Below are 21251 nucleotides of genomic sequence, written 5' to 3'. Positions count from 1 at the left end.
TTCAATGTTCTAGTGTTTTGGCATAGTTCTTGCATATATTATTAGGTGAACCCCAAAATAGATAAAACCAATTCAAGGAGGAAAATAATATGGATATGCAGCAAATAGTTATGGAAATAATTATACAATCTGGTGAAGCAAGGGCATATGCACATGAAGCGCTTAGGAAGGCGTATGATGGCAAATTTGAAGAAGCTGATAAGTTAATCGCTCAAGCTAATGAGGCAATTGAGAAAGCACATAATGTGCAGACAAGCATGTTGCAAAAAGAAGCATCAGGCGAAAAATTAGATTTTTCTATATTGTTTGTGCACTCACAAGATCATCTTATGACTGCTATATCAGAGAAAAATCTCATATCAGAGATTATTGAACTTAGAAAGATGTTGGAACCAGTTCTTCATACATGCGTGACAAAATAAAAATTAAACACTAAATAGGAGGATAAAATGATTAAAGCGGTACAATTTTTGAATCAAGTTCAAGCAGGATACGGAACAGATGAAAAAATGAATATGGAACCTCAGTCTCAGTTTGGGGCTATAGGATTGGGTATGCTTTTGAAAAACACCATGATGAGAAACGGCGGTGACATAATCGGCACCGTAATATGTGGTGATAACTATTTTCTTGAAAATAAAGATGAAGCTATTGAAAAATTATTAAACATGATAAAGGCATTTAATCCAGATGTTGTCATATGCGGTCCTGCATTAAACTACAAAAGATACGGTGATTGCTGTGGATATTTGACAGAAGCCGTTATAGAGAAATTAAATATTCCTGCGTTTGCGGCTATGTCAAAAGACAACACAGGTACAGAATTGTTCAGAAAAAAGATATACATTATAGAGACTCCCAACAGAGGTGGCATAGGACTAAACGATTCATTGAGAAAGATATCAAAGTTTGCAGTGAAGTTGGCTCAAGGGCAGCCTATAGGATCTCCTGAAGAGGAAGGATATTTTCCACAAGATTAAGGGGTGATGCCGATGTTTTTGGATTGAATACTTTTGCTTTCAAGGGATTTCCCTCTTTTTAAGCTGTTTTAATAGTTCTTGTCTTGATATGTTGAAGTAGGGAAATCCTTGAAGATAAAATGAAAAATTGCTTTAACAAACTGAGATTTTTTTGAAAGGAGGGAAAACGTTAATGCTTAAAATTATTCTATTTTGCTCTTCAGGTTCATCCACAAGCATGTTGATTGGAAAAATTGAAGAAGCAGCAAAAGCAAGAGGCATAGAGGTTGCTGTCGATGCATACCCTGAGGCACAGATGGAAAAATACGTAGAAGAAGCAGATGTAGTTCTCTTAGGTCCACAGGTAAAATTCATCTTGCCAAAAGCAAAGAAAATATGCAGTGAAAAAGGTGTGCCTGTAGATGTGATAAATCCAGTCGTCTACGGCATGATGGATGGGGAAAAAGTGTTAGACCAAGCTTTAAGCATGGCTAATAAATAGTTCTCATTTATAAGTTTTAAAACCAAAAATCTAAATTTAAGATAAGGAGTGTTATAAAAATGAGTAAGTTTACAGATTCGCTTGAAGAAAAATTGATGCCTATAGCAGGCAAAATCTCCGAAAATAGGTACTTGACATCAATTCGTGATGGCTTTATGCTTGCTGTTCCACTCATTACAATAGGTGCTGTTTTCTTGTTGCTGGCGTTTTTGCCCATACCTGGATACTCTGATTTTATGGCAAAGGCTTTTGGACCAAACTGGAATACATTCTTTATGAGGCCCTTTGAGGCTACAATGTCAATAATGAGTATATTTGTAGTATTTGGCATTGCGTACAGCCTCGCAGGGCATTACAAGATTGATGGTTTAAACACGGCTGCAACTGCACTCGTTGCATTTTTGATATTTACACCGTTTATAGTTAATTATACACCTGAAGGAGCTAAAAAAGCAATCCAAGTAAGTGGTGGCATACCAGTTGATTGGATGGGCTCAAAAGGTCTATTTGTAGGTATTTTGACGGCGATACTGTCAGTTGAAATCGTAAGATTTGTTATAAAAAGAGGCTGGGTAATTAAGATGCCAAAAGGTGTTCCACCTGCAGTTGAGAGAGCTTTCTCTGCATTGATACCTGCGGCTATAGTTGCTATCATCATCGATGTTATAAGAATGTTGTTTGCTATGACATCTTATGGCACAATACATCAATTTATTTACACGGTATTGCAGATACCTTTGACAAGACTTGGAGATACACTGCCTGCTACGTTGATTGCTAACTTCTTCGAAGGACTTTTCTGGTCATTTGGTATACATGGTGCAAACGTAGTTGGATCTGTTATGGGTCCAATATGGTTGGCACTTGCAGCAGAGAACTTGCAGGCATTCCAAGCTGGTCACCCAGTTCTACACATCATAACACAGCAGTTCCACGATATGTACATGCTAGTAGGTGGCTCAGGCAGTACATTAGGACTTGTGCTTGCTATGCTTTTCTTCTCAAAATCAAGACAGGTTAAGACTGTTGGAAAACTTGCTATAGTTCCTGGTTTATTCAATATCAATGAACCGGTAATATTTGGACTTCCAATCGTTTTAAACCCAATAATGGTAATACCATTCATATTGACACCGATGATCTTGGCTACTTTGACTTACATCGTCATGTCAATAGGTCTTGTTGGGCACCCAACAGGTGTTGTAATACCATGGACTACACCACCTATCATCGGAGGACTTTTGGTATCAGGCTTTAGCGGTGCTATATGGCAGATAATTGAATTAGTGATTTCATTCTTCATATACTTGCCATTCTTAAGAGTCGTAGATAGACAGTACCTTGAGCAAGAGCAAGCAATGGCTGCTGAAAGCCAAAAAGGCTGATATAATTGCAATTAGGCGGTTACAGTTGTAATCGTCTAATTGCTTTAAACATTTTAGGTGTAAGGAGATAAAATTTATGGGTGTCTTGGAAGAGCTAAAAATAAGCCTGTTTATGCCTCAAAACTACAAAAGATTAAAAGGCGAATCTATAATAAAACTTCTCAGGTTTGACCTTATCTTGACGATTTTTGGTGTTGTTTATTTAACGGTTATTAAACTTATAATATCACTATTTACAGGCAATTTTTCAGTGTTTTTAAATAGCTATTTAAAACTGTCAATAAAAAATATTGCATCTTCACTACTATTTCTGTACATTGGTTTGATAGCATCGTCACTTGTACTATCATTTGTCTTTTATGTTGTGGCACTTATAAAGAAGCAAAGAGAATTGAATTATTACGATTTGATAGTTTATGCGACGCATGCACTGGCAATATGTATTGTATTGGAAGAATTCTTCGGTCCCTTAGTGATAATATTTTCCGTAGGCTATTTTCTAATATCATTAGGTGGGGAAAAATTTATTGCAAGCTATGTGACTAACAAAACAAGAGGAGGAAAGAAAAATGGCAAAAGAGTATAAATTTCCGGAAGGTTTTTGGTGGGGTTCTGCCACATCTGCAACACAGATAGAAGGTGCTGCAAGCGAAGACGGGAAAGGAATGAATGTATGGGATTATTGGTACAGGCAAGTGCCAAACCGATTTTTCAATGGTGTAGGACCTGAAGTGACATCTGATTTTTACCATAGATATAAAGAAGACATAAAATTGATGAAAGAAATAGGACACAATTCATTTAGATTTTCTATATCATGGTCAAGATTGATTCCAGGCGGAGTAGGTGAAATCAATAAAAAGGCAGTAGATTTCTACAATAACGTCATAAATGAGCTTTTAGAAAATGGTATTATGCCTATAGCTACTTTGTTTCACTTCGATATGCCGATTGAAATGCAGCACATAGGAGGATTTGAAAGTCGTCAAGTTTTGGAGAATTATAAGAACTATGCCAAGACATGCTTTGAGCTTTTTGGAGATAGGGTAAAAAGGTGGATTACTTTCAATGAACCTATAGTTCCAGCAGAGGGAGGATACCTTTATAACTTTCATTATCCTGATATCGTGGATTTTAAGAAGGCTATACAGGTATGTTTCAATACAGTTTTGGCAAGCGCAATGGCGATAAACGAGTTCAAAAAGTTAGACATAAAAGATGGAAAAATCGGGATTGTATTAAACTTAACTCCATCATATCCTCGCAGCAATCATCCTGCAGATCTTAAGGCGGCAGAGATAGCTGATCTTCTTTTCAATAGAAGCTTTTTAGACCCATGTGTCAAAGGAGAATATCCTGAGAAACTTGTAGAACTTTTAAAGAGTTACAATCATTTACCGGTGTATACTGAGGAAGATCTTGAGCTCATAAAGAGTAATACGGTTGACTATCTTGGAGTAAATTACTATCAGCCAAGAAGGGTTAAAGCAAAGGAAAATATGCCAAATCCTTATGGTGTATTCACACCTGATTGGTTTTTTGATGAATATGTAATGCCAGGAAGAAGGATGAATCCCTACAGAGGATGGGAGATATACGAAAAAGGAATATATGACATCTTGATAAATGTAAGGGACAACTACGGAAACATTGAATCGTATATTTCAGAAAACGGCATGGGCGTGGAAGGAGAAGAACGTTTCATAAAAGACGGTATAATCCAAGATGATTACAGAATAGACTTTATCAAAGGTCATTTAAAATGGCTTCATAAGGCGATTGAAGAAGGATGCAATGTAAAAGGCTATCACCTTTGGTCTTTCATGGACAACTGGTCATTCCTAAACGCCTATAAAAATCGCTATGGGCTCGTATCAGTCGACATATCAACACAAAAGAGGACTATCAAGAAAAGTGGATATTGGTATAAAGAATTATCGAAAAACAATGGGGTTAGTGAGTGAATTTTTCCCTCTTTAAGAGGGATTTTTTTCTTTGTTATAGAAATTGTTATCTATAAAATCATTTTTCGACAAATTTCTTAAAATTAAGACAGTAGCAAGAATACGATTAGTACGTGATTTACAACACTTTTTTGAGATAAAATTTTTTTGTGACAAAGCAGGAATTTTTGAATTTTTGTAGAATAAATATTATAGTATAGAAATTGATTACTATGGAGGTATTTGATTTGGAAAATGTAACGATAAAAGATGTTGCAAAGTATGCACAAGTATCGATAGCAACTGTCTCAAGAGTTTTAAACGATAATTATCCTGTTAGCAAAGAGACTAAAGAAAAAGTTTTAAAAGCAATGAATGAGTTAAACTTCAGACCGAATAGCATAGCCAGAAGTTTGAAGAGCAATATTACGCATTTAATTGGCGTAGTCCTTCCTGACATTTCTAATTCGTTTTTTATGGAAATAATAAAAGGAATTGATAGTGTTGTCAGCAAAGAAGAATACAGTTTAATTCTTTCATACACAGATGAAAATTTTGAAAAAGAATTAAATGTTCTTAGAAGATTGTCACAAAAACGGGTTGATGCGATAATATTAGCATCTTCTAACACAGACAATAAGTATGTTGATGACCTAATAAAAGAAAATATCCCTGTTGTTTTGATAGATAGAAAGATTAAAACCAGCAATGTGGATGTTATTGTAAGTGATGACTTTGGAAGCTCATACACGTTGACTAAATATTTAATAGAAATGGGACATAAAGATATTTGCATTGTAAATGGCAATTTAAATGTTAGTACTGGTATAGAAAGATATGAAGGATTTAAAGCTGCCATGATGGACCACAATATTGAGATTAAAGATGAGTTTGTCCTTAATGGATATTATTCTTGGGAAAAAGCTTATGAAGAAGTAAAAAAACTTATTACAGATAAAAAGAAGATACCTACGGCAATATTTGCAGCAAACAATAGAATGGCAGAGGGTACGATGTTAGTTCTGAAAGAGAATCGTCTAAAAATTCCTGATGATGTTTCACTTGTGACTTTCGAAGAAATTGAAAACCAGAAATTGATAGAACCAAAACTTACATGTATAAAACAAAATGCGTTGTTGATGGGGAAAAAAGCTGGACAAATGATTTTAGAAAGAATAAAAGATAAAGAAACGAATCCTAAAGAAATAGTTGTGGTGTCTGATCTCATTATTAATGGTTCTGTCAAAAAAATAAATTAAATTATAGGTGGTGAATATAATGCCTGGAACAAATAGTATTTTAGTGATATCAAAAAATCAGATTAATAAAATCAACACTTGGATGTTTTTGATTCGTGGATGTGCGATTTTGATTTTGATATCTACATTTATTCCTGCATTAAACCCAGCGATGGTCAGCAGTTTGATCGATAAGAATTCTGCTTTATTTACTATGGCAGCATCATACAGTTCGCTTGTAGAAGGATTTACACGAGCGATAAACAGAGGATGGGTTAATAGCAGTACAGTGCTAAATATATATATTTCTTCGCTTCTAACCTTTCTTAGCGTTGCGGCGATTGTAGCAGGTTGTTGCATGACGCTGGGTAAGTTGAAATTACAAAGATTAGGTATAAAAATTATTATTATAGGGTGTGGAGGAGGTTTAATTTCTTTGCTTCTTTTGTTTCCAGCATATTATGCTCTTTGCGGAAGTGCTAACCTTAATGCAGTTCAACCTATGATATCATATTCATATTTGATTTTTGCCATCTTTTTAATTGTTTGTGCTATATTAGGGCTTGCCAATATAAAATTACTACCCAAGCCTTCGGAAAACGATAAATATGAAATGGAAGCAAAATATAAGCTATTTTTAATGGCGCTCCCGTTTGTAATCCTTTGCTTTTTGTTCTCGTATTTACCTCTTTGGGGATGGCGCTATGCATTCTTTGACTATACTCCAGGACTTGGACTGAGTTGGAATAATTTTGTTGGACTTAAATGGTTTGAATTTTTATTTAAAAATGCAGCTAGTAGAGCTGATATTGTAAGGGTTATGACAAACACTCTTGCAATGAGTGGAATTGGCATTGCGACGTCGTTTCTTCCAATGGCTTTTGCAATTTGTCTTACAGAAATCAGATCGTTAAAATTGAGAAAAACAATTCAGGTTGTTACTACGATACCGAATTTCATTAGTTGGGTTTTGGTGTACAGCTTGGCTTTTGCTATGTTTTCTACTGAAGGCTTTGTCAACACAGTTTTGATAAATTTAGGTTTGGAAAAGACAGCCACTAATTTTCTGATGAGTGGAAGTCATATTTGGCTTAAAATGTGGTTATGGGGAACATGGAAAGGTCTTGGATGGAGTGCAATTATATACATAGCAGCTATCTCAGGTATAGATCAGCAGCTATATGAAGCAGCTACTGTGGATGGTGCTGGACGATTTAAGAAAATATGGCATATCACTATACCGGGACTGATGCCGACATTTTATGTGTTGCTTCTTTTAAGCATTGCTGGGATTCTTTCAAACGGAATGGATCAATATTATGTATTTAGGAATGCGGCAAATCAAAATTCAATTGAGGTGTTAGATTTATATGTATATCTATTAGGGCTTGGCAGCGGAGGAACTGGAAATATACCACTGGCGACGGTTGTTGGTATGTTGAAATCTGTAATCAGTATTACATTATTAATGGCTGCAAATTGGTTTTCTAAATTGCTACGTGGTGAAAGTATAATTTAGGGGGATTAATTATGAATGCAGATAGTGTAAATAAGCCTAATTTATCATCTAAAAAGTTTACGATATTTAAGGTCAGAAATGATAGAGGTTTAGGCGATATAATTTTTGATTTCTTTAATCATGTGTTCTTCATATTATTTGGGTTAATTTGCTTATTTCCATTTTATTATCTTTTTATAAACACCATAAGTGATAATAATTTAGTGAGTTCAGGACAGATATTATGGTACCCTAAAGGAATTCACTTTGATAATTACTTGGCTTTGCTACAAGTACATGATCTTGCAACTGCAACATTTGTATCTGTAGCCAGGACTATCATTGGAACAGCATTAATGGTATTGGCATCGGCTTTTGTTGGATATTTAGTCACAAAACAAAAAATGTATGGTCGTAGATTTATTTATCGATTTATAGTAATTACCATGTATTTTAATGCTGGTTTGATTCCTTGGTATTTAAATATGTCTATGTTAGGTTTAACTAATAACTTTTGGGGATATATAATTCCGGGTATAGTATCACCATTTAATATTATATTAGTAAAAACGTACATTGAATCAATACCACCAGATCTTGAAGAAAGTGCTGAAATAGATGGGGCAGGATATTTCACTATATTCTGGAAAATCATTTTACCGCTTTCTAAGCCTATTTTAGCCACGATTGCCATATTTGGTGCTGTTGGTAACTGGAATAGCTTTACTGATTCTATGATATTAATGTCTGGAAATCCGTCATTATACACATTGCAGTATAGGCTATATATATATTTGACAAGTACGTCAGATTTAGCGACTCTCATGAATTCAGGAGGATCGGTTTCTCAAAATGTCATAAATTCAGTTATGAATATGAGGACGATGAGAATGACGGTAGCGATGGTTACTCTTATTCCAATTTTGCTGGTATATCCATTTATGCAGAGGTACTTTGAAAAAGGAATCATGATCGGTGCTGTTAAAGGATGAAACAGAAAAAGCCATCAAGGTTAAGTTAGGAAAAAATTAATATTTTTAAAATATTAATTTTTATAAATATCATAATTTTAAAGGAGGTTTTAATGTGAAGATGAAGAAAATTATAGCCATCTTGGCAGCCAGCTCCATAGTGTTATTTACACTATCTGGCTGCACTCCTAAAGTCACTCAAACCAAAACAAATAATTCAAATGCTGTTTCAGCTAATGCAAAAGAAGGCGACATTGCCTCAATTAAACCAAAGAGTCCCATAACTCTTACTGTTTATAGTCAGCTAGCTAATTTTCAAGGTGAACAGACTGGATGGTTTGCGAAAGTCCTTTTGGACAAATTCAATGTAAAATTGAATATTGTCAAGGATGGAGATGGTGTTTTTGCTACAAGATTGGAATCAGGTAATCTTGGCGATATAGTGGTATTTGGAGATGACTCTACAGATTACCAGACAGCTGTAAAAGCTGGCGCGTTACTTGACTGGAATAAAGACAATTTACTTGATGATTATGGCCCGTATATTAAGTTTCACATGCAATTGGCTTTAGAAAAAAATAAATCCATATCTGGTGGTCATATATGTGGATTTGGACATGATGTGGGTAGTAGCGCTACAGAGCATTCAGCATCATTTTATGGACCTTTCATCAGATGGGATCTGTATAAGCAGTTAGGATATCCCAAGATAAATACATTGGAAGATTTTATTCCACTTTTGGAAAAAATGCAGCAATTGGATCCTACTTCTGATACCGGTAAGAAAACGTATGGAGTCTCTCTATTTAAAGACTGGGATGGCAATATGGTTATGTTTGTAAAAGCTACGGCGGCTTTATATGGCTGGGACGAGTTTGGATTTGGGTTATATAACGTAAATACTGGAGAGTATCAAGATGCACTAAAACCGGGCGGAGAATACTTAAGGATGTTAAAGTTCTACAATACTTTATATCAAAAGGGGTTACTTGATCCAAACTCCATGACTCAGACTTTTGACGACGTAACACAAACTTACAAAACAGGTGGTGCATTCTTTAATATATTTGACTTTATGAGCAGTGCTATTTATAATACACCAGATCATCTGAAAGCAGGAAAAGCAATGTTGCCTTTGGTAGCTGCCGATCAAAAGAATGTAGCTTATGGTTTAAACATGTACGGAGGGAATCGCATTTGGACTATTGGTGCAAAAACACAATATCCTGAATTGTGCATGGCTATAATTAACTGGTTAAGTACACTTGAAGGGGTAATGACAAATAACTATGGACCTAAAAGTGTAACTTGGGATTACGATAAAGAAGGCAGACCGATTTTAACGCAACTGGGTGAAAAAGTCATGAGTGACGGTAATACAGAGCTTCCTGTTCCATACTCGGGAAAATTCAGTGATGGAATTGACAAAATAAATAACACTACTTGGGCAATAGATTCTAAAAATCCAGACGCGAAAAACGGCGATACTTACAACTATAAATTCTGGGAGACGCGGCAATCACTACCTGTAAGTTCAATTGAACAGGATTGGAGAGAGAAAATGGGCGTTCCCAACTTAGATCAGTATTTGGTAAAAAACAACCAATTGGCAATTTCACTGGGAACTACTTATTCTGCTACTCCAATGTCTAATGAATTAACTACTACTTGGAACCAAGTAAAGCAGATAATTGTTAACGGTTCATGGAAAGCAATATATGCAAAATCAGATGCGGAATTTGACTCTATTGTAAAAGATATGACAAATCAAGCATACGCTCATGGATATGAGGACTGCGTCAAGTATCAACAGCATGAAGCAGAGATACGCAAGTCATTAGATGACAAAGTGAGAAGTAAATAAGCAGTATTGGGGTCTTACGCTTATTGGGGAAGATCCCAATTTTTCAACCAGTTCAAATGAAAGGAGTGGAATTTTTAATCATGTGCATTGAAGAAAAAAATCGCTTTTCGGATGAGAGATTTGGCAAGAAAAATTATAATAATTTTAAAGCTGCAATATACTGCCCTGTTGGCGACTTGATAGGCATTACAGATATAGAGCTCTTTGCAAAAAAGTTTGAATGGATAGAAAAGCACATAAATGTAGGAAAAGTCTACTTGGAAACATATCGGCAAGGCATAACTATTCAGAAGGAACAGGTTAGAAAGTTAATAGACTTTTTTAAAGAAAAAGGAATTGAGATTGCAGGAGGAATTACGACTGACAGTGCTCCAAATGGGGAAGGAGGTTTTAATCCACTATGTTATACAAATCCTGATACAGTGCAATTGTTAAAAGATGTGGTGGAATTTACTGCTTCGTTATTTGATGAAATAATTTTGGATGATTTCTATTTTACAAATTGTAGATGTCCATCATGCATCAAAGCAAAAGGAAATAGATCTTGGAAAGATTTTAGACTAGAATTGATGAAGGAAATCTCTGAAAAAATAATAGTCGGTACGGCTAAAGCTGTGAATCCAAAGGTAAAGATGATTATAAAATATCCAAATTGGTATGAGCATTATCAGGAGACAGGTTATAATCTTCAAGAAGAACCAAAGATTTTTGATGGAATTTATACAGGCACAGAAACACGAAATCCTATGTATACTCAACAACATTTACCAAAGTATCTAAGCTATTTTAATATGTGTTATATGGAGAACGTGGCACCTGGGCGGAATGGTGGCGGTTGGTATGATCCATTTGAGTGTTCATACAATCTTACATCATATGCGGAACAAGCTTACTTGACATTGTTCGCAAAAGCGAGAGAGGTAATGATGTTTAGCTTAGGTTCATTATTAGATCCAGAATTTTCATTATGCGTGCCTATAAATGGTCAAATTTTTGTGGATTTGGATTCTTATTTGGGGGAGCTGGGCGAACCGATTGGTATTGCTACGTATTTGCCATACCACAGCCATGGTGAAGATTATCTTCACGATTATATAGGCATGTTGGGAATTCCACTTGAGCCATATCCTCAATATCCAGAAAGTGCCAAAACAATATTTTTAACAAAAAGTGCAGCTATGGATAAAGATATTGTTTTTAAAGTAGCTAAAAGTTTATCAAATGGCGCAGATGTGGTAGTCACTTCTGGTTTTGTTGAAGCAGCAACAAGCCTTGGATTTCATGATGTACTGACAAATGTTACAGTAACAAACAGAAAGATAAATGTTAACAGTTATGCTTACTCAAATGATGGAGGAATTACATTCGGCGGTTGTGAAGAGTCAGCAAAAGCAATTAAAATACCGCAGGTGGAATTTCAGACTAATGATACTTGGGAGCTTATTGCAGGTTTTGGAGAGGATAACAACTTTCCTATATTGACAAAGACAGTTTATGGGAAAGGGTATCTATATATTCTTACTATACCTGAAGACTATGGTGATTTGTACAATTATCCCAGAAAAATTCTCTATATAATTCGATCTGTATTTTTGAAAAATAGTCCCATAATGTTAGATTCAGTTTCGAAGATAGGATTGTTTCTTTATGATAACGACTGCTTTATTTTGCACTCTTTTATACCGTGGTATGATGAAGTCCGCTTAATATTGAAAAATGGGTATACGGCTGTAAAAGATTTGGTGAGCAAAAAGATTTTAAAATCGGAAATTGAGAAAGGGAATAATGTCATAAGGCTTCGTGTTTCTCCAGGAATAAATAAAGTATTTAGGCTTATAAAAGAATGAATAGTGCTATCGGGTATGAATTTTTATGTTCAAAGTTGATAAAAATGGAGGTTTTGTTATGGGGCCAAATAAAATGGAATCCATTGATTGGTTTACAAATGCCCGCTTTGGTATGTTTATACATTGGGGATTGTATGCGATTCCTGCGCGAGGTGAATGGGTACGAAGTCAAGAAAGAATATCTAATGAAGATTATGAAATATATTTTAGTGAATTTAACCCAATAAATTATGTTCCTCAAAAATGGGCCCAATTGGCTAAATATGCAGGAATGAAATATGCTGTAATGACTGCGAAACATCATGATGGATTTTGCTTATTTGATAGCAAATTGACTGATTATAAATCTACAAATACACCAGCCAAAAGAGACATTATAAAGGATTATGTGGATGCATTTCGAAAGGAAAATTTGCGTGTCGGATTATACTATTCATTACTTGATTGGCATCACGATGAATATCCGGCATATAATGATCCTTATCATCCAATGAGAGGGAATGAATTATTTAGAAACAAGAAGTATGATTTTTCCAAGTATATAGATTACATGCACGGTCAGGTGAGAGAGCTTACAACAGATTATGGTAAGTTAGATATTATATGGTTTGACTTTTCTTATGATGATAAAACAGGAGATGCATGGCGAGCATCAGATCTTGTCAAAATGGTTCGCTCTAATCAACCAGAAATATTAATAAACAGTAGATTGGGCGGCAATCTAAAATCAAGAAATCCTGAAATATATGCGGGTGATTTTGCAACACCTGAGCAGATGATTCCAACTGAAGGCGTTTTTGATGAATTGGGCAACCCTGTGCCATGGGAAGCATGCATAACAATGAATGATCATTGGGGGTATTGTGCAATAGATAAAAACTTTAAATCCGCAAAACAGATTATAAGACTTTTGGTAGAATGTGTGAGTAAAGATGGCAATTTGCTTTTAAATGTTGGTCCAAATGCCAAAGGGGAAATACCAGAAAAATCTGTGGAGGTACTTTTACAAATAGGTAAATGGATGAATAAAAATAGTGATAGTATTTACAATTGCGGGTCATCTGAACTGCCAAAGCCAGAGTGGGGAAGGTACACAAAAAACGGAAAAAAACTATATGCACATATTTTTGAAAGAGGTTTAGGACCAATAGTATTGAAGGGATTAAAAGGGAAAATAAATAAGGCCAGATTGCTATCTGATCTTTCAGAAATTAAAGTCAATGATAATTGGCATGACAATTTAGATGATCAAGATTGCGCATTTCTTGACGTTCGGTGGACAGAACTTCCGGACGAAATCGATACTGTAATTGAGTTGGAATTAAAATAACAAAAATATGTTTTAACATAAAGTTTACTGGAGGTAATTTTATGTGTAAGTGTAAATCAATAAGTGAAAAATATCCACACTTTCTTCATGGTGGAGATTATAATCCTGACCAATGGTTAGATTATCCTAAAATTTTGGACGAAGATATAAGATTGATGAAATTAGCCAATTGGAATGTGGTAAGCCTTGGTATATTCGCATGGGCAGCCATAGAACCAGAAGAAGGCAATTATCAATTTGAATGGCTGGACAGTATAATGGATAAATTGTATGATAATGGAATATATGTCATACTTGCAACACCTAGTGCTGCACCTCCGGCATGGCTTGTGCAAAAGTATCCAGAAATAGCGAGGGTTGATTCAAATAGAGCAAGGCATCTTTTTGGAGGAAGGCAGAACCACTGCTTTACATCACCAATATACAGAGAAAAAGTAAGTAATATTAATAGAAAATTAGCAGAGAGATATAAGGACCATCCAGCTTTAATTGCTTGGCATGTATCAAATGAATACGGTAATGATTGCCATTGCGATTTATGTCAAGAAGCATTCAGAACTTGGCTTAAGAAAAAATACAATAACGATATAAAAAGATTAAATCATGAGTGGTGGAGCTACTTTTGGAGCCATACATTTACAGATTGGTCACAGATACAAACGCCTTCACCGCGCGGTGAAACAACGATACATGGATTAAATTTAGATTACAAGAGATTTGTAACAGATCAGACGATAGATTTTTTTAAAAATGAGATTGCACCTTTAAAAGAGTTAACACCCAATATACCTATAACAACTAATTTTATGGGGACTTTTCCTGGGCTTAACTATTGGAAATTTGCTAAACATCTTGATATCATATCATGGGACAGCTATCCGACTTGGCATGGAAACGAAGAGGATTGGGTAGTTGCATATAAAACAGCATTTGTCTACGACATCAATCGTTCACTTAAAGGTGGGCAGCCATTCATGCTTATGGAGAGCACACCAAGTGTTACAAATTGGCAGCCTGTCTCAAAATTGAAAAGACCAGGAATGCATGCTTTATCATCAATACAAGCAGTTGCACATGGAGCAGATACTGTTCAGTATTTTCAATGGAGAAAAAGCAGGGGAGGATATGAAAAATTTCATGGTGCAGTAGTAGATCACTGTGGACATGAAAACATAAGAGTATTTAAAGATGTTAAAGAAGTAGGAGAAATACTAAAAAGGTTAGATCCGATTATAGGCACATCTGCAAAACCAGAGGTGGCTATAATTTACGATTGGGAGAACAGTTGGGCGATAGAAGATGCAAAAGGTCCGAGGCAAGAAAAAAAGGATTACCTTTTGACGTGCCAATCACACTATAGACCATTTTGGAGTAAAGGCATTCCGGTAGATGTAATCGACATGGAAAGCGATTTTAATAAGTACAAATTATTAATAGCACCAATGCTTTATATGTTAAAGGAAGGTGTAGCTGAAAAGATAAAGCAATTCGTAAAAAATGGTGGAACTTTTGTAACGACTTATTTAAGTGGCATAGTAAACGAAAATGATCTTTGCTATCTAGGTGGCTTTCCTGGACCGCTGAAAGAGGTATTGGGGATTTGGAGCGAAGAAATAGACGCATTGCACGACAAAGATGAAAATTATGTAGTCTTTAATGAAGCTAACGAATTAGGCGTTAGAGGTGAATATAAAGCAAAGGAGCTTTGCGAAATTATTCATCTTGAAGGAGCAAGAGATTTAGCCAAATACAAAGAAGGCTTCTATGTAGGTTATCCTGCAGTAACTGTCAATAGTTATGGCAATGGGAAAGCCTATTATATATCATTTAGGAACAATGAAGATTTTGTCAATGATTTTTATGGCAAAATAATAGAACTTTTAAATATAAAAAGATCGATAGATATTGATTTGCCAATTGGAGTCACTGCTCAATCGAGGACAGATGGAAATAGAGAATTTGTATTCTTGTTAAACTTCACAGATGAGAAAAAGGAAATAGATTTGAAAGACATTGAATATATAGATATAGTAGATAACGGCATATTAAGCGGAAAAGTTATATTGCCGACTTATGGATTTAAGATTATAGAAAAGAGAAACTAAGGGGTTGATAGAAAATGAAATTTACAGATGGAAATTGGCTTGTGAGGAAAGAATACAACATTTTTGGAGCTACTGAAGTAAATGATTATGAGATTAGTAGTAATAGCGTAATTTTATATGTACCTACATTTCATGTAAACAGTAGAGGAAATTCATTAGGTGGTCCTCTTTTGACTGTAGAAATAAGCTCGCCGATGGAAGATGTGATTAGTGTTAAATTATATCATTTTAAAGGCAAGACAAAAAAGAGTCCTAAATTTGAAATAAACATAAAAGATGACGTAGAAGTAGATATAAAAGAAGGTGATGGCTATATTGCTTTTACAAGCGGAAATCTTACGGCGATGATAAAAACTGAAGGAGATTGGTCAATTGATTTTTTCATAGGTGATAAGCGCATTACTGGTACAGGTTTTAAGAACATGGCATATATAACATCGCAAAATGGAGAGACTTACGTAAGGGAACAATTAGACTTAGGTGTTGATGAATATGTATATGGCTTAGGCGAGAGGTTTACGCCTTTTATTAAAAATGGTCAACAGGTAGATATATGGAATAGGGATGGTGGTACCAGCAGTGAACAAGCGTATAAAAACATACCTTTCTATGTGACAAACAAAGGATATGGTGTGTTTATCAATGATACTGGACTCGTATCATACGAGATAGCTTCTGAGAGAGTATCTAAAGTGCAATTTAGCGTAATGGATGAAGAGATGGAATATTTTATAATAGGAGGAGGAACCATAAAAAACGTACTTATAAATTATACTTCTCTAACAGGGAAGCCATCATTGCCTCCTCCATGGTCATTTGGATTGTGGCTTACAACATCTTTTTTAACAAATTATGATGAGAAGACGGTTAGCTTTTTCATAGATGAAATTCTAAGGAGGGACATACCACTTAGTGTATTTCACTTTGATTGTTTTTGGATGAAAGAATTTCAGTGGTGTGATTTTGAATGGGACTCAAGATACTTTCCTGATCCTGAAAATATGTTAAAAAGGTTAAAGGAAAGAGGTGTTAGGATATCTGTATGGATAAATCCATATATAGCCCAAAAGTCGAAACTTTTTGATGAAGCAGCAGAAAAGGGCTATCTTCTGAAAAAGGCAAATGGGGATGTCTGGCAATGGGATCTATGGCAGCCTGGAATGGGAATAGTTGATTTCACAAATCCTCATGCGAGCCAATGGTTTTCATCAAAATTAGAAAAACTTATTGACATGGGAGTAGACTGTTTTAAGACAGACTTTGGTGAAAGAATACCAACAGATGTTGTATATTACGATGGCTCTGATCCTGAAAAAATGCACAACTATTATACATTTTTATACAATAAAGTAGTTTATAATACACTTGCTAAAAAACTTGGGAAAGATAAAGCAATTGTTTTTGCAAGATCGGCAACGGCAGGCAGTCAACAGTTCCCAGTTCATTGGGGTGGTGACTGTAATGCCACATATGAATCAATGGCAGAAAGCTTACGCGGTGGTCTATCACTAAGCATGTCGGGATTTGCTTTTTGGAGTCATGACATAGCTGGATTTGAAAGTACAGCCACACCGGATATATATAAACGGTGGACAGCTTTTGGGCTTTTATCATCACATAGTAGACTTCACGGTAATGCAGCATATAAAGTGCCATGGTTATATGGTGAAGAAGCTGTCGATGTTTTAAGGTATTTTACAAAATTGAAAAACAAACTGATGCCATACCTTTATTCAAAAGCTTATGAAGCATCAGCTACTGGAGTGCCTGTCATGAGACCAATGGTTGTGGAATTTTTAGACGATCCAACTTGTGCGTACATTGATAAACAGTATATGCTTGGAGATTCTTTATTAGTCGCTCCAATATTTAACGAAGAAGGAATTGCAAAATACTATTTGCCAAAGGGAAAATGGACTAATTATTTAAATAGCACAGTCGTAAATGGTCAACAATGGATTCAAGAGAAACATGGCTATATGAGCATACCGCTGATGGTTAGACCCAATACGATTATTGCAACAGGAAATATCGATAGTAGACCTGACTATGATTATTTGGACAATGTAACTTTTGAGATATTCCAATTAGAAGATGGTTTAGAGGTATCTACAATAGTTTATGGAATAAACGGAGAAGATCAAGTGACTGTAACTGCTAAAAAAGAAGGAAATTTAATTGTAGTAAATGTAGATGGTGCCGAAAAACCTTGGAATGTATTGCTGAGAGGAATTTATAATGTAAAAAAAGTAATAGGTGCCTCATATGGTGAAGATGAGTTTGGAACACGTATAAAACCTGAAAAAAACAGTTCAGAAATAAGCATTATATTGTTGTAGATATTGCTATTAACAGATAAAAGGTTTCCATTAATAAATCAAAAAAATGGGAGCCTTTATTTTCGTATAAAAAAATTTTTAAACCAAAGAAGGAATTTTAGAAATGACGTCGAATATAATATATTAAGATGTACGTACAATTATAAAATTACACATAATTTATAAGCACGTAAATGAAAATGCTTCATAATCATTGATAATCCAATGGAAGAATGCCAAGCATAAAAATTTTTTAAAAAATTTTTAAAAAACAAGGAGGAATTTTAAAAACATGTAGAATACATATTAATATAAAATATACGTATAAATAAAAAATATTACTCCAAATGTATATATAAGTGTAGTATTTGCGGAGGATGAGGCAAACTTTTATATAAAGGAGAATATCTATGTTAGCAAAAATCGTTATCAATACAGACATCAAAAAAGGCAAAATCAGCAAAAATATCTACGGCCATTTTGCAGAGCATTTAGGAAGATGTATTTATGGTGGTTTTTGGGTTGGAAAAGATTCGGAAATCCACAATATAGATGGGATTAGGAAAGATGTCGTTGAAGCATTAAAAAAGATTAAGATACCTGTATTGAGATGGCCTGGTGGATGTTTTGCAGATGAATATCACTGGAAAGATGGCATAGGCCCTTATGAATCAAGACCTAAGATGATCAATGTATATTGGGGTGGTGTAATCGAAAACAATCATTTTGGAACACATGAGTTTTTTGAATTATGTAATCTTTTAAATGCAGAGCCATATATTTGTGGCAATGTTGGAAGTGGCACAGTTCAAGAGATAAGAGAATGGATAGAGTACATGACATTTGATGGAGAATCGCCAATGGCAAATTTGAGAACCTCAAATGGAAGAAAAGAACCGTGGAAGCTTAAATACTTTGGTGTTGGCAATGAAAGCTGGGGCTGCGGTGGTAATATGCGTCCAGAATATTATGCTGATGTATATAGAAGATATTCCACATATGTCAGGAATTTTAGCGGTAATAAAATATTTAAAATTGCTTGTGGACCTAATGTAGACGATTATAATTGGACAGAAGTGTTGATGAGAGAAGCTGGCAAGTACATGGATGGCCTAAGTTTGCATTACTATACAGTACCAGGCACATGGGAAAGAAAAGGCTCAGCTACAGATTTTGATGAAGAAGAATGGTTTATCACCATGAAGAAAGCCTTGCACATGGATGAATTAATAACAAAACATTCCACTATTATGGATAAATATGATTCTGAAAAAAGAGTTGCATTAGTTGTAGACGAATGGGGTACATGGTATGATGTAGAACCAGGCACAAATCCTGGATTCTTGTATCAACAAAATACAATGAGAGATGCTTTGGTTGCAGGCATTCACTTTAACATATTTAATAAACATTGCGATAGAGTCAAAATTGCTAATATAGCACAGACTATAAATGTTTTACAAGCAGTAATTCTTACAGATGGAGCTAAAATGGTACTTACACCAACATATCATGTATTTGACATGTATAAAGTTCATCAAGATGCAGAATTATTAGATTTTAATATTGATACGCCTGAATATAATATAAATTCGAAAGAAAGCATTCCTCAGGTAACAGCAACTGTTTCTTCTGATGATAGTGGAAGAATTCATATTTCTCTATGCAATCTAAATCCTGAAGAATCAGTAACAGTGGAATGTGAACTTAGAGGAGCGAATGTAAGCAAAGTAACAGGTACAATTTTAACTGCTGATGAAATGAATGCGCATAATACTTTTGACAATCCTAATAAAGTTGTACCAAAAGAATTTGACGAAATTAAAATTGCTGAAAATAGGATAGTCATGACAATGCCTAAGATGGCTGTTATAGGGGTAGAAGCAAGCAATGAGTAAAAATGATTTAAGTAATTTATTTTATAATTTGGTTTCATAAGGATTTTTCCATTATAGTTAAAGGACAAACTAAATATGTTTTAGGCATCTGACTGGAAAAATCCTTTGAAATAAATTAATACCCAATATAATTATACAATCAATTACACAAAAAATAAATGAAAGGAGAGTTATCAGTGAAGAAAATGAAAAAAATTATTGCTTCAATTTTAGTTCTTGCAATGTTATTTTCATTAAGCGCATGTGGCAATACTAACTCAAACAAGACAGCACAAAATAATAGCACTAATAGCAGTGGTTCAACAACATCAAATTCAAACTCTAATAATAAAAAGATTAAAATTGGTGTATCTATTTGGAGCTCAACAGACGTTCTTGGTAGTCAATGCAAAAAAATGCTTGATGAGGCAGCAAATGCACTTGGAATAGAATTGATGTATGTGGATCAGGGACATATTTCTGAAAAGGTCACAGCCAGTGTCAAGACATTAGCTGCTGCCGGATGCCAAGGTATAATAATTTGCAACTCCGCTGATTCAGAAATGGCATCAGCAATTCAAACTGCCGATCAATATCATGTGTATCTTGCACAATTTTTCCGTATGATCAGCAAAGATAGGAGTCCGCAAATATATGAACAAGCACAAAAGTCTAAATATTTTGTTGGTGCAGTCCATGAGGACGAAGTTGTTAACGGATATAATCTTGTAAATATCTTAATAAACAAAGGTAAAAGATTTATAGGATTAATAGGATGGAATCCAGGAGATGCTACATTCCTCTTGAGATGGGAGGGTTATAAAAAGGCTGTTGCTCAATGGAATCAAAACCATCCAGATGATAAAGTTTTCATGACACAACCTGTATACGCGGGTACTACCGCTGATGGTGGTGCATCTTCAGCTACTTCATTAATGAACTCATATCCAAAGATGGATGCATTGATTGTTGCAGGCGGTGGAGGAGATCCTCTAGTTGGCGCATTAAATGCCATAAAAAATGCTGGGAAGACCGGGAAAATAGGTGTTGTTTCTACAGACTTTTTGCCTGACTTAGGACAAGAATTACAAAGTGGTGCAATGACTGCTGAATCAGGTGGTCACTTTGCAGATCCATTATTTGCTCTTATGATGGTATACAATGCAATAAGAGGTAATTATGTAAAACCTGATAATAGTTTTTACGAGATAAAGTTCCCGTATCTATATGTTTCATCTCCAAGTGAATACAACGATTATCAGAAATATTTTGTAGACAGTTTGCCTTACAATACTGAAGAGCTAAAAGCAATGGCAAATGATTCATTCCAGCAATTAGCTGAGCAAGCATTGAATTTGTCTATAGATGATGTAAAGAAACGTCATGGTGGACAGTAAAATTTGTAAATTTGATT

At 34.9% G+C, this 21251-nt stretch carries 16 protein-coding genes; all 16 read left to right on the top strand.

Features of this window, described 5'->3' with window-relative positions; all coding sequences use genetic code 11:
• The first annotated feature begins 89 nt into the window (after positions 1-89).
• The 16 genes from Q2T46_RS04905 (at position 90) to Q2T46_RS04830 (ending at position 21234) form a co-directional block, all read left to right on the top strand.
• The gene (locus Q2T46_RS04905) at positions 90-422 is read left to right on the top strand and encodes a PTS lactose/cellobiose transporter subunit IIA (protein ID WP_303264026.1); all 333 of its coding nucleotides are present in this window, start codon (positions 90-92) and stop codon (positions 420-422) included.
• 27 nt (positions 423-449) lie between these two features.
• The gene (locus Q2T46_RS04900) at positions 450-980 is read left to right on the top strand and encodes a glycine/betaine/sarcosine/D-proline family reductase selenoprotein B (protein ID WP_303264027.1); all 531 of its coding nucleotides are present in this window, start codon (positions 450-452) and stop codon (positions 978-980) included.
• Positions 981-1152: 172 nt separating this feature from the next.
• Positions 1153-1461, top strand: a complete 309-nt coding sequence (locus Q2T46_RS04895; protein ID WP_303264028.1) for a PTS sugar transporter subunit IIB — start codon at positions 1153-1155, stop codon at positions 1459-1461.
• A gap of 59 nt (positions 1462-1520) precedes the next feature.
• Complete coding sequence (celB, locus tag Q2T46_RS04890) at positions 1521-2846, top strand: PTS cellobiose transporter subunit IIC (RefSeq protein WP_303264029.1); 1326 nt, start codon at positions 1521-1523, stop codon at positions 2844-2846.
• Positions 2847-2922: 76 nt separating this feature from the next.
• The gene (locus Q2T46_RS04885) at positions 2923-3432 is read left to right on the top strand and encodes a hypothetical protein (RefSeq protein WP_303264030.1); all 510 of its coding nucleotides are present in this window, start codon (positions 2923-2925) and stop codon (positions 3430-3432) included.
• The gene (locus Q2T46_RS04880) at positions 3416-4810 is read left to right on the top strand and encodes a glycoside hydrolase family 1 protein (protein ID WP_303264031.1); all 1395 of its coding nucleotides are present in this window, start codon (positions 3416-3418) and stop codon (positions 4808-4810) included. Before Q2T46_RS04885 ends, Q2T46_RS04880 begins: the two co-directional genes overlap by 17 nt.
• A gap of 227 nt (positions 4811-5037) precedes the next feature.
• Positions 5038-6048, top strand: a complete 1011-nt coding sequence (locus Q2T46_RS04875) for a LacI family DNA-binding transcriptional regulator (protein ID WP_303264032.1) — start codon at positions 5038-5040, stop codon at positions 6046-6048.
• A 19-nt stretch (positions 6049-6067) separates the two neighbouring features.
• A complete protein-coding gene (locus Q2T46_RS04870) occupies positions 6068-7546 on the top strand; it encodes a sugar ABC transporter permease (RefSeq protein ID WP_303264033.1) in 1479 nt (492 codons plus the stop codon).
• A gap of 11 nt (positions 7547-7557) precedes the next feature.
• On the top strand, positions 7558-8517 hold the full coding sequence (locus tag Q2T46_RS04865) for a carbohydrate ABC transporter permease (RefSeq protein ID WP_303264034.1): 960 nt from the start codon (positions 7558-7560) through the stop codon (positions 8515-8517).
• 100 nt (positions 8518-8617) lie between these two features.
• Positions 8618-10360 carry a hypothetical protein gene (locus tag Q2T46_RS04860; protein WP_399388544.1) on the top strand — a complete coding sequence of 581 codons (1743 nt, stop codon included), beginning with the start codon at positions 8618-8620 and terminating at the stop codon, positions 10358-10360.
• A 56-nt stretch (positions 10361-10416) separates the two neighbouring features.
• Positions 10417-12207, top strand: a complete 1791-nt coding sequence (locus tag Q2T46_RS04855) for a hypothetical protein (protein WP_311062350.1) — start codon at positions 10417-10419, stop codon at positions 12205-12207.
• A gap of 58 nt (positions 12208-12265) precedes the next feature.
• Complete coding sequence (locus Q2T46_RS04850; RefSeq protein ID WP_303264037.1) at positions 12266-13537, top strand: alpha-L-fucosidase; 1272 nt, start codon at positions 12266-12268, stop codon at positions 13535-13537.
• 41 nt (positions 13538-13578) lie between these two features.
• Positions 13579-15642, top strand: a complete 2064-nt coding sequence (locus Q2T46_RS04845) for a beta-galactosidase (RefSeq protein WP_303264038.1) — start codon at positions 13579-13581, stop codon at positions 15640-15642.
• 14 nt (positions 15643-15656) lie between these two features.
• Positions 15657-17981, top strand: a complete 2325-nt coding sequence (gene yicI / locus Q2T46_RS04840; RefSeq protein ID WP_303264039.1) for an alpha-xylosidase — start codon at positions 15657-15659, stop codon at positions 17979-17981.
• Positions 17982-18370: 389 nt separating this feature from the next.
• On the top strand, positions 18371-19858 hold the full coding sequence (locus tag Q2T46_RS04835; RefSeq protein WP_303264040.1) for an alpha-N-arabinofuranosidase: 1488 nt from the start codon (positions 18371-18373) through the stop codon (positions 19856-19858).
• A gap of 185 nt (positions 19859-20043) precedes the next feature.
• On the top strand, positions 20044-21234 hold the full coding sequence (locus Q2T46_RS04830; protein WP_303265809.1) for a sugar ABC transporter substrate-binding protein: 1191 nt from the start codon (positions 20044-20046) through the stop codon (positions 21232-21234).
• Positions 21235-21251: the final 17 nt, after the last annotated feature.

The organism is Thermoanaerobacterium sp. CMT5567-10 (assembly GCF_030534315.2).
Lineage (GTDB): Bacteria > Bacillota > Thermoanaerobacteria > Thermoanaerobacterales > Thermoanaerobacteraceae > Thermoanaerobacterium.
This window is presented reverse-complemented; position numbering and strand designations above follow the sequence as displayed.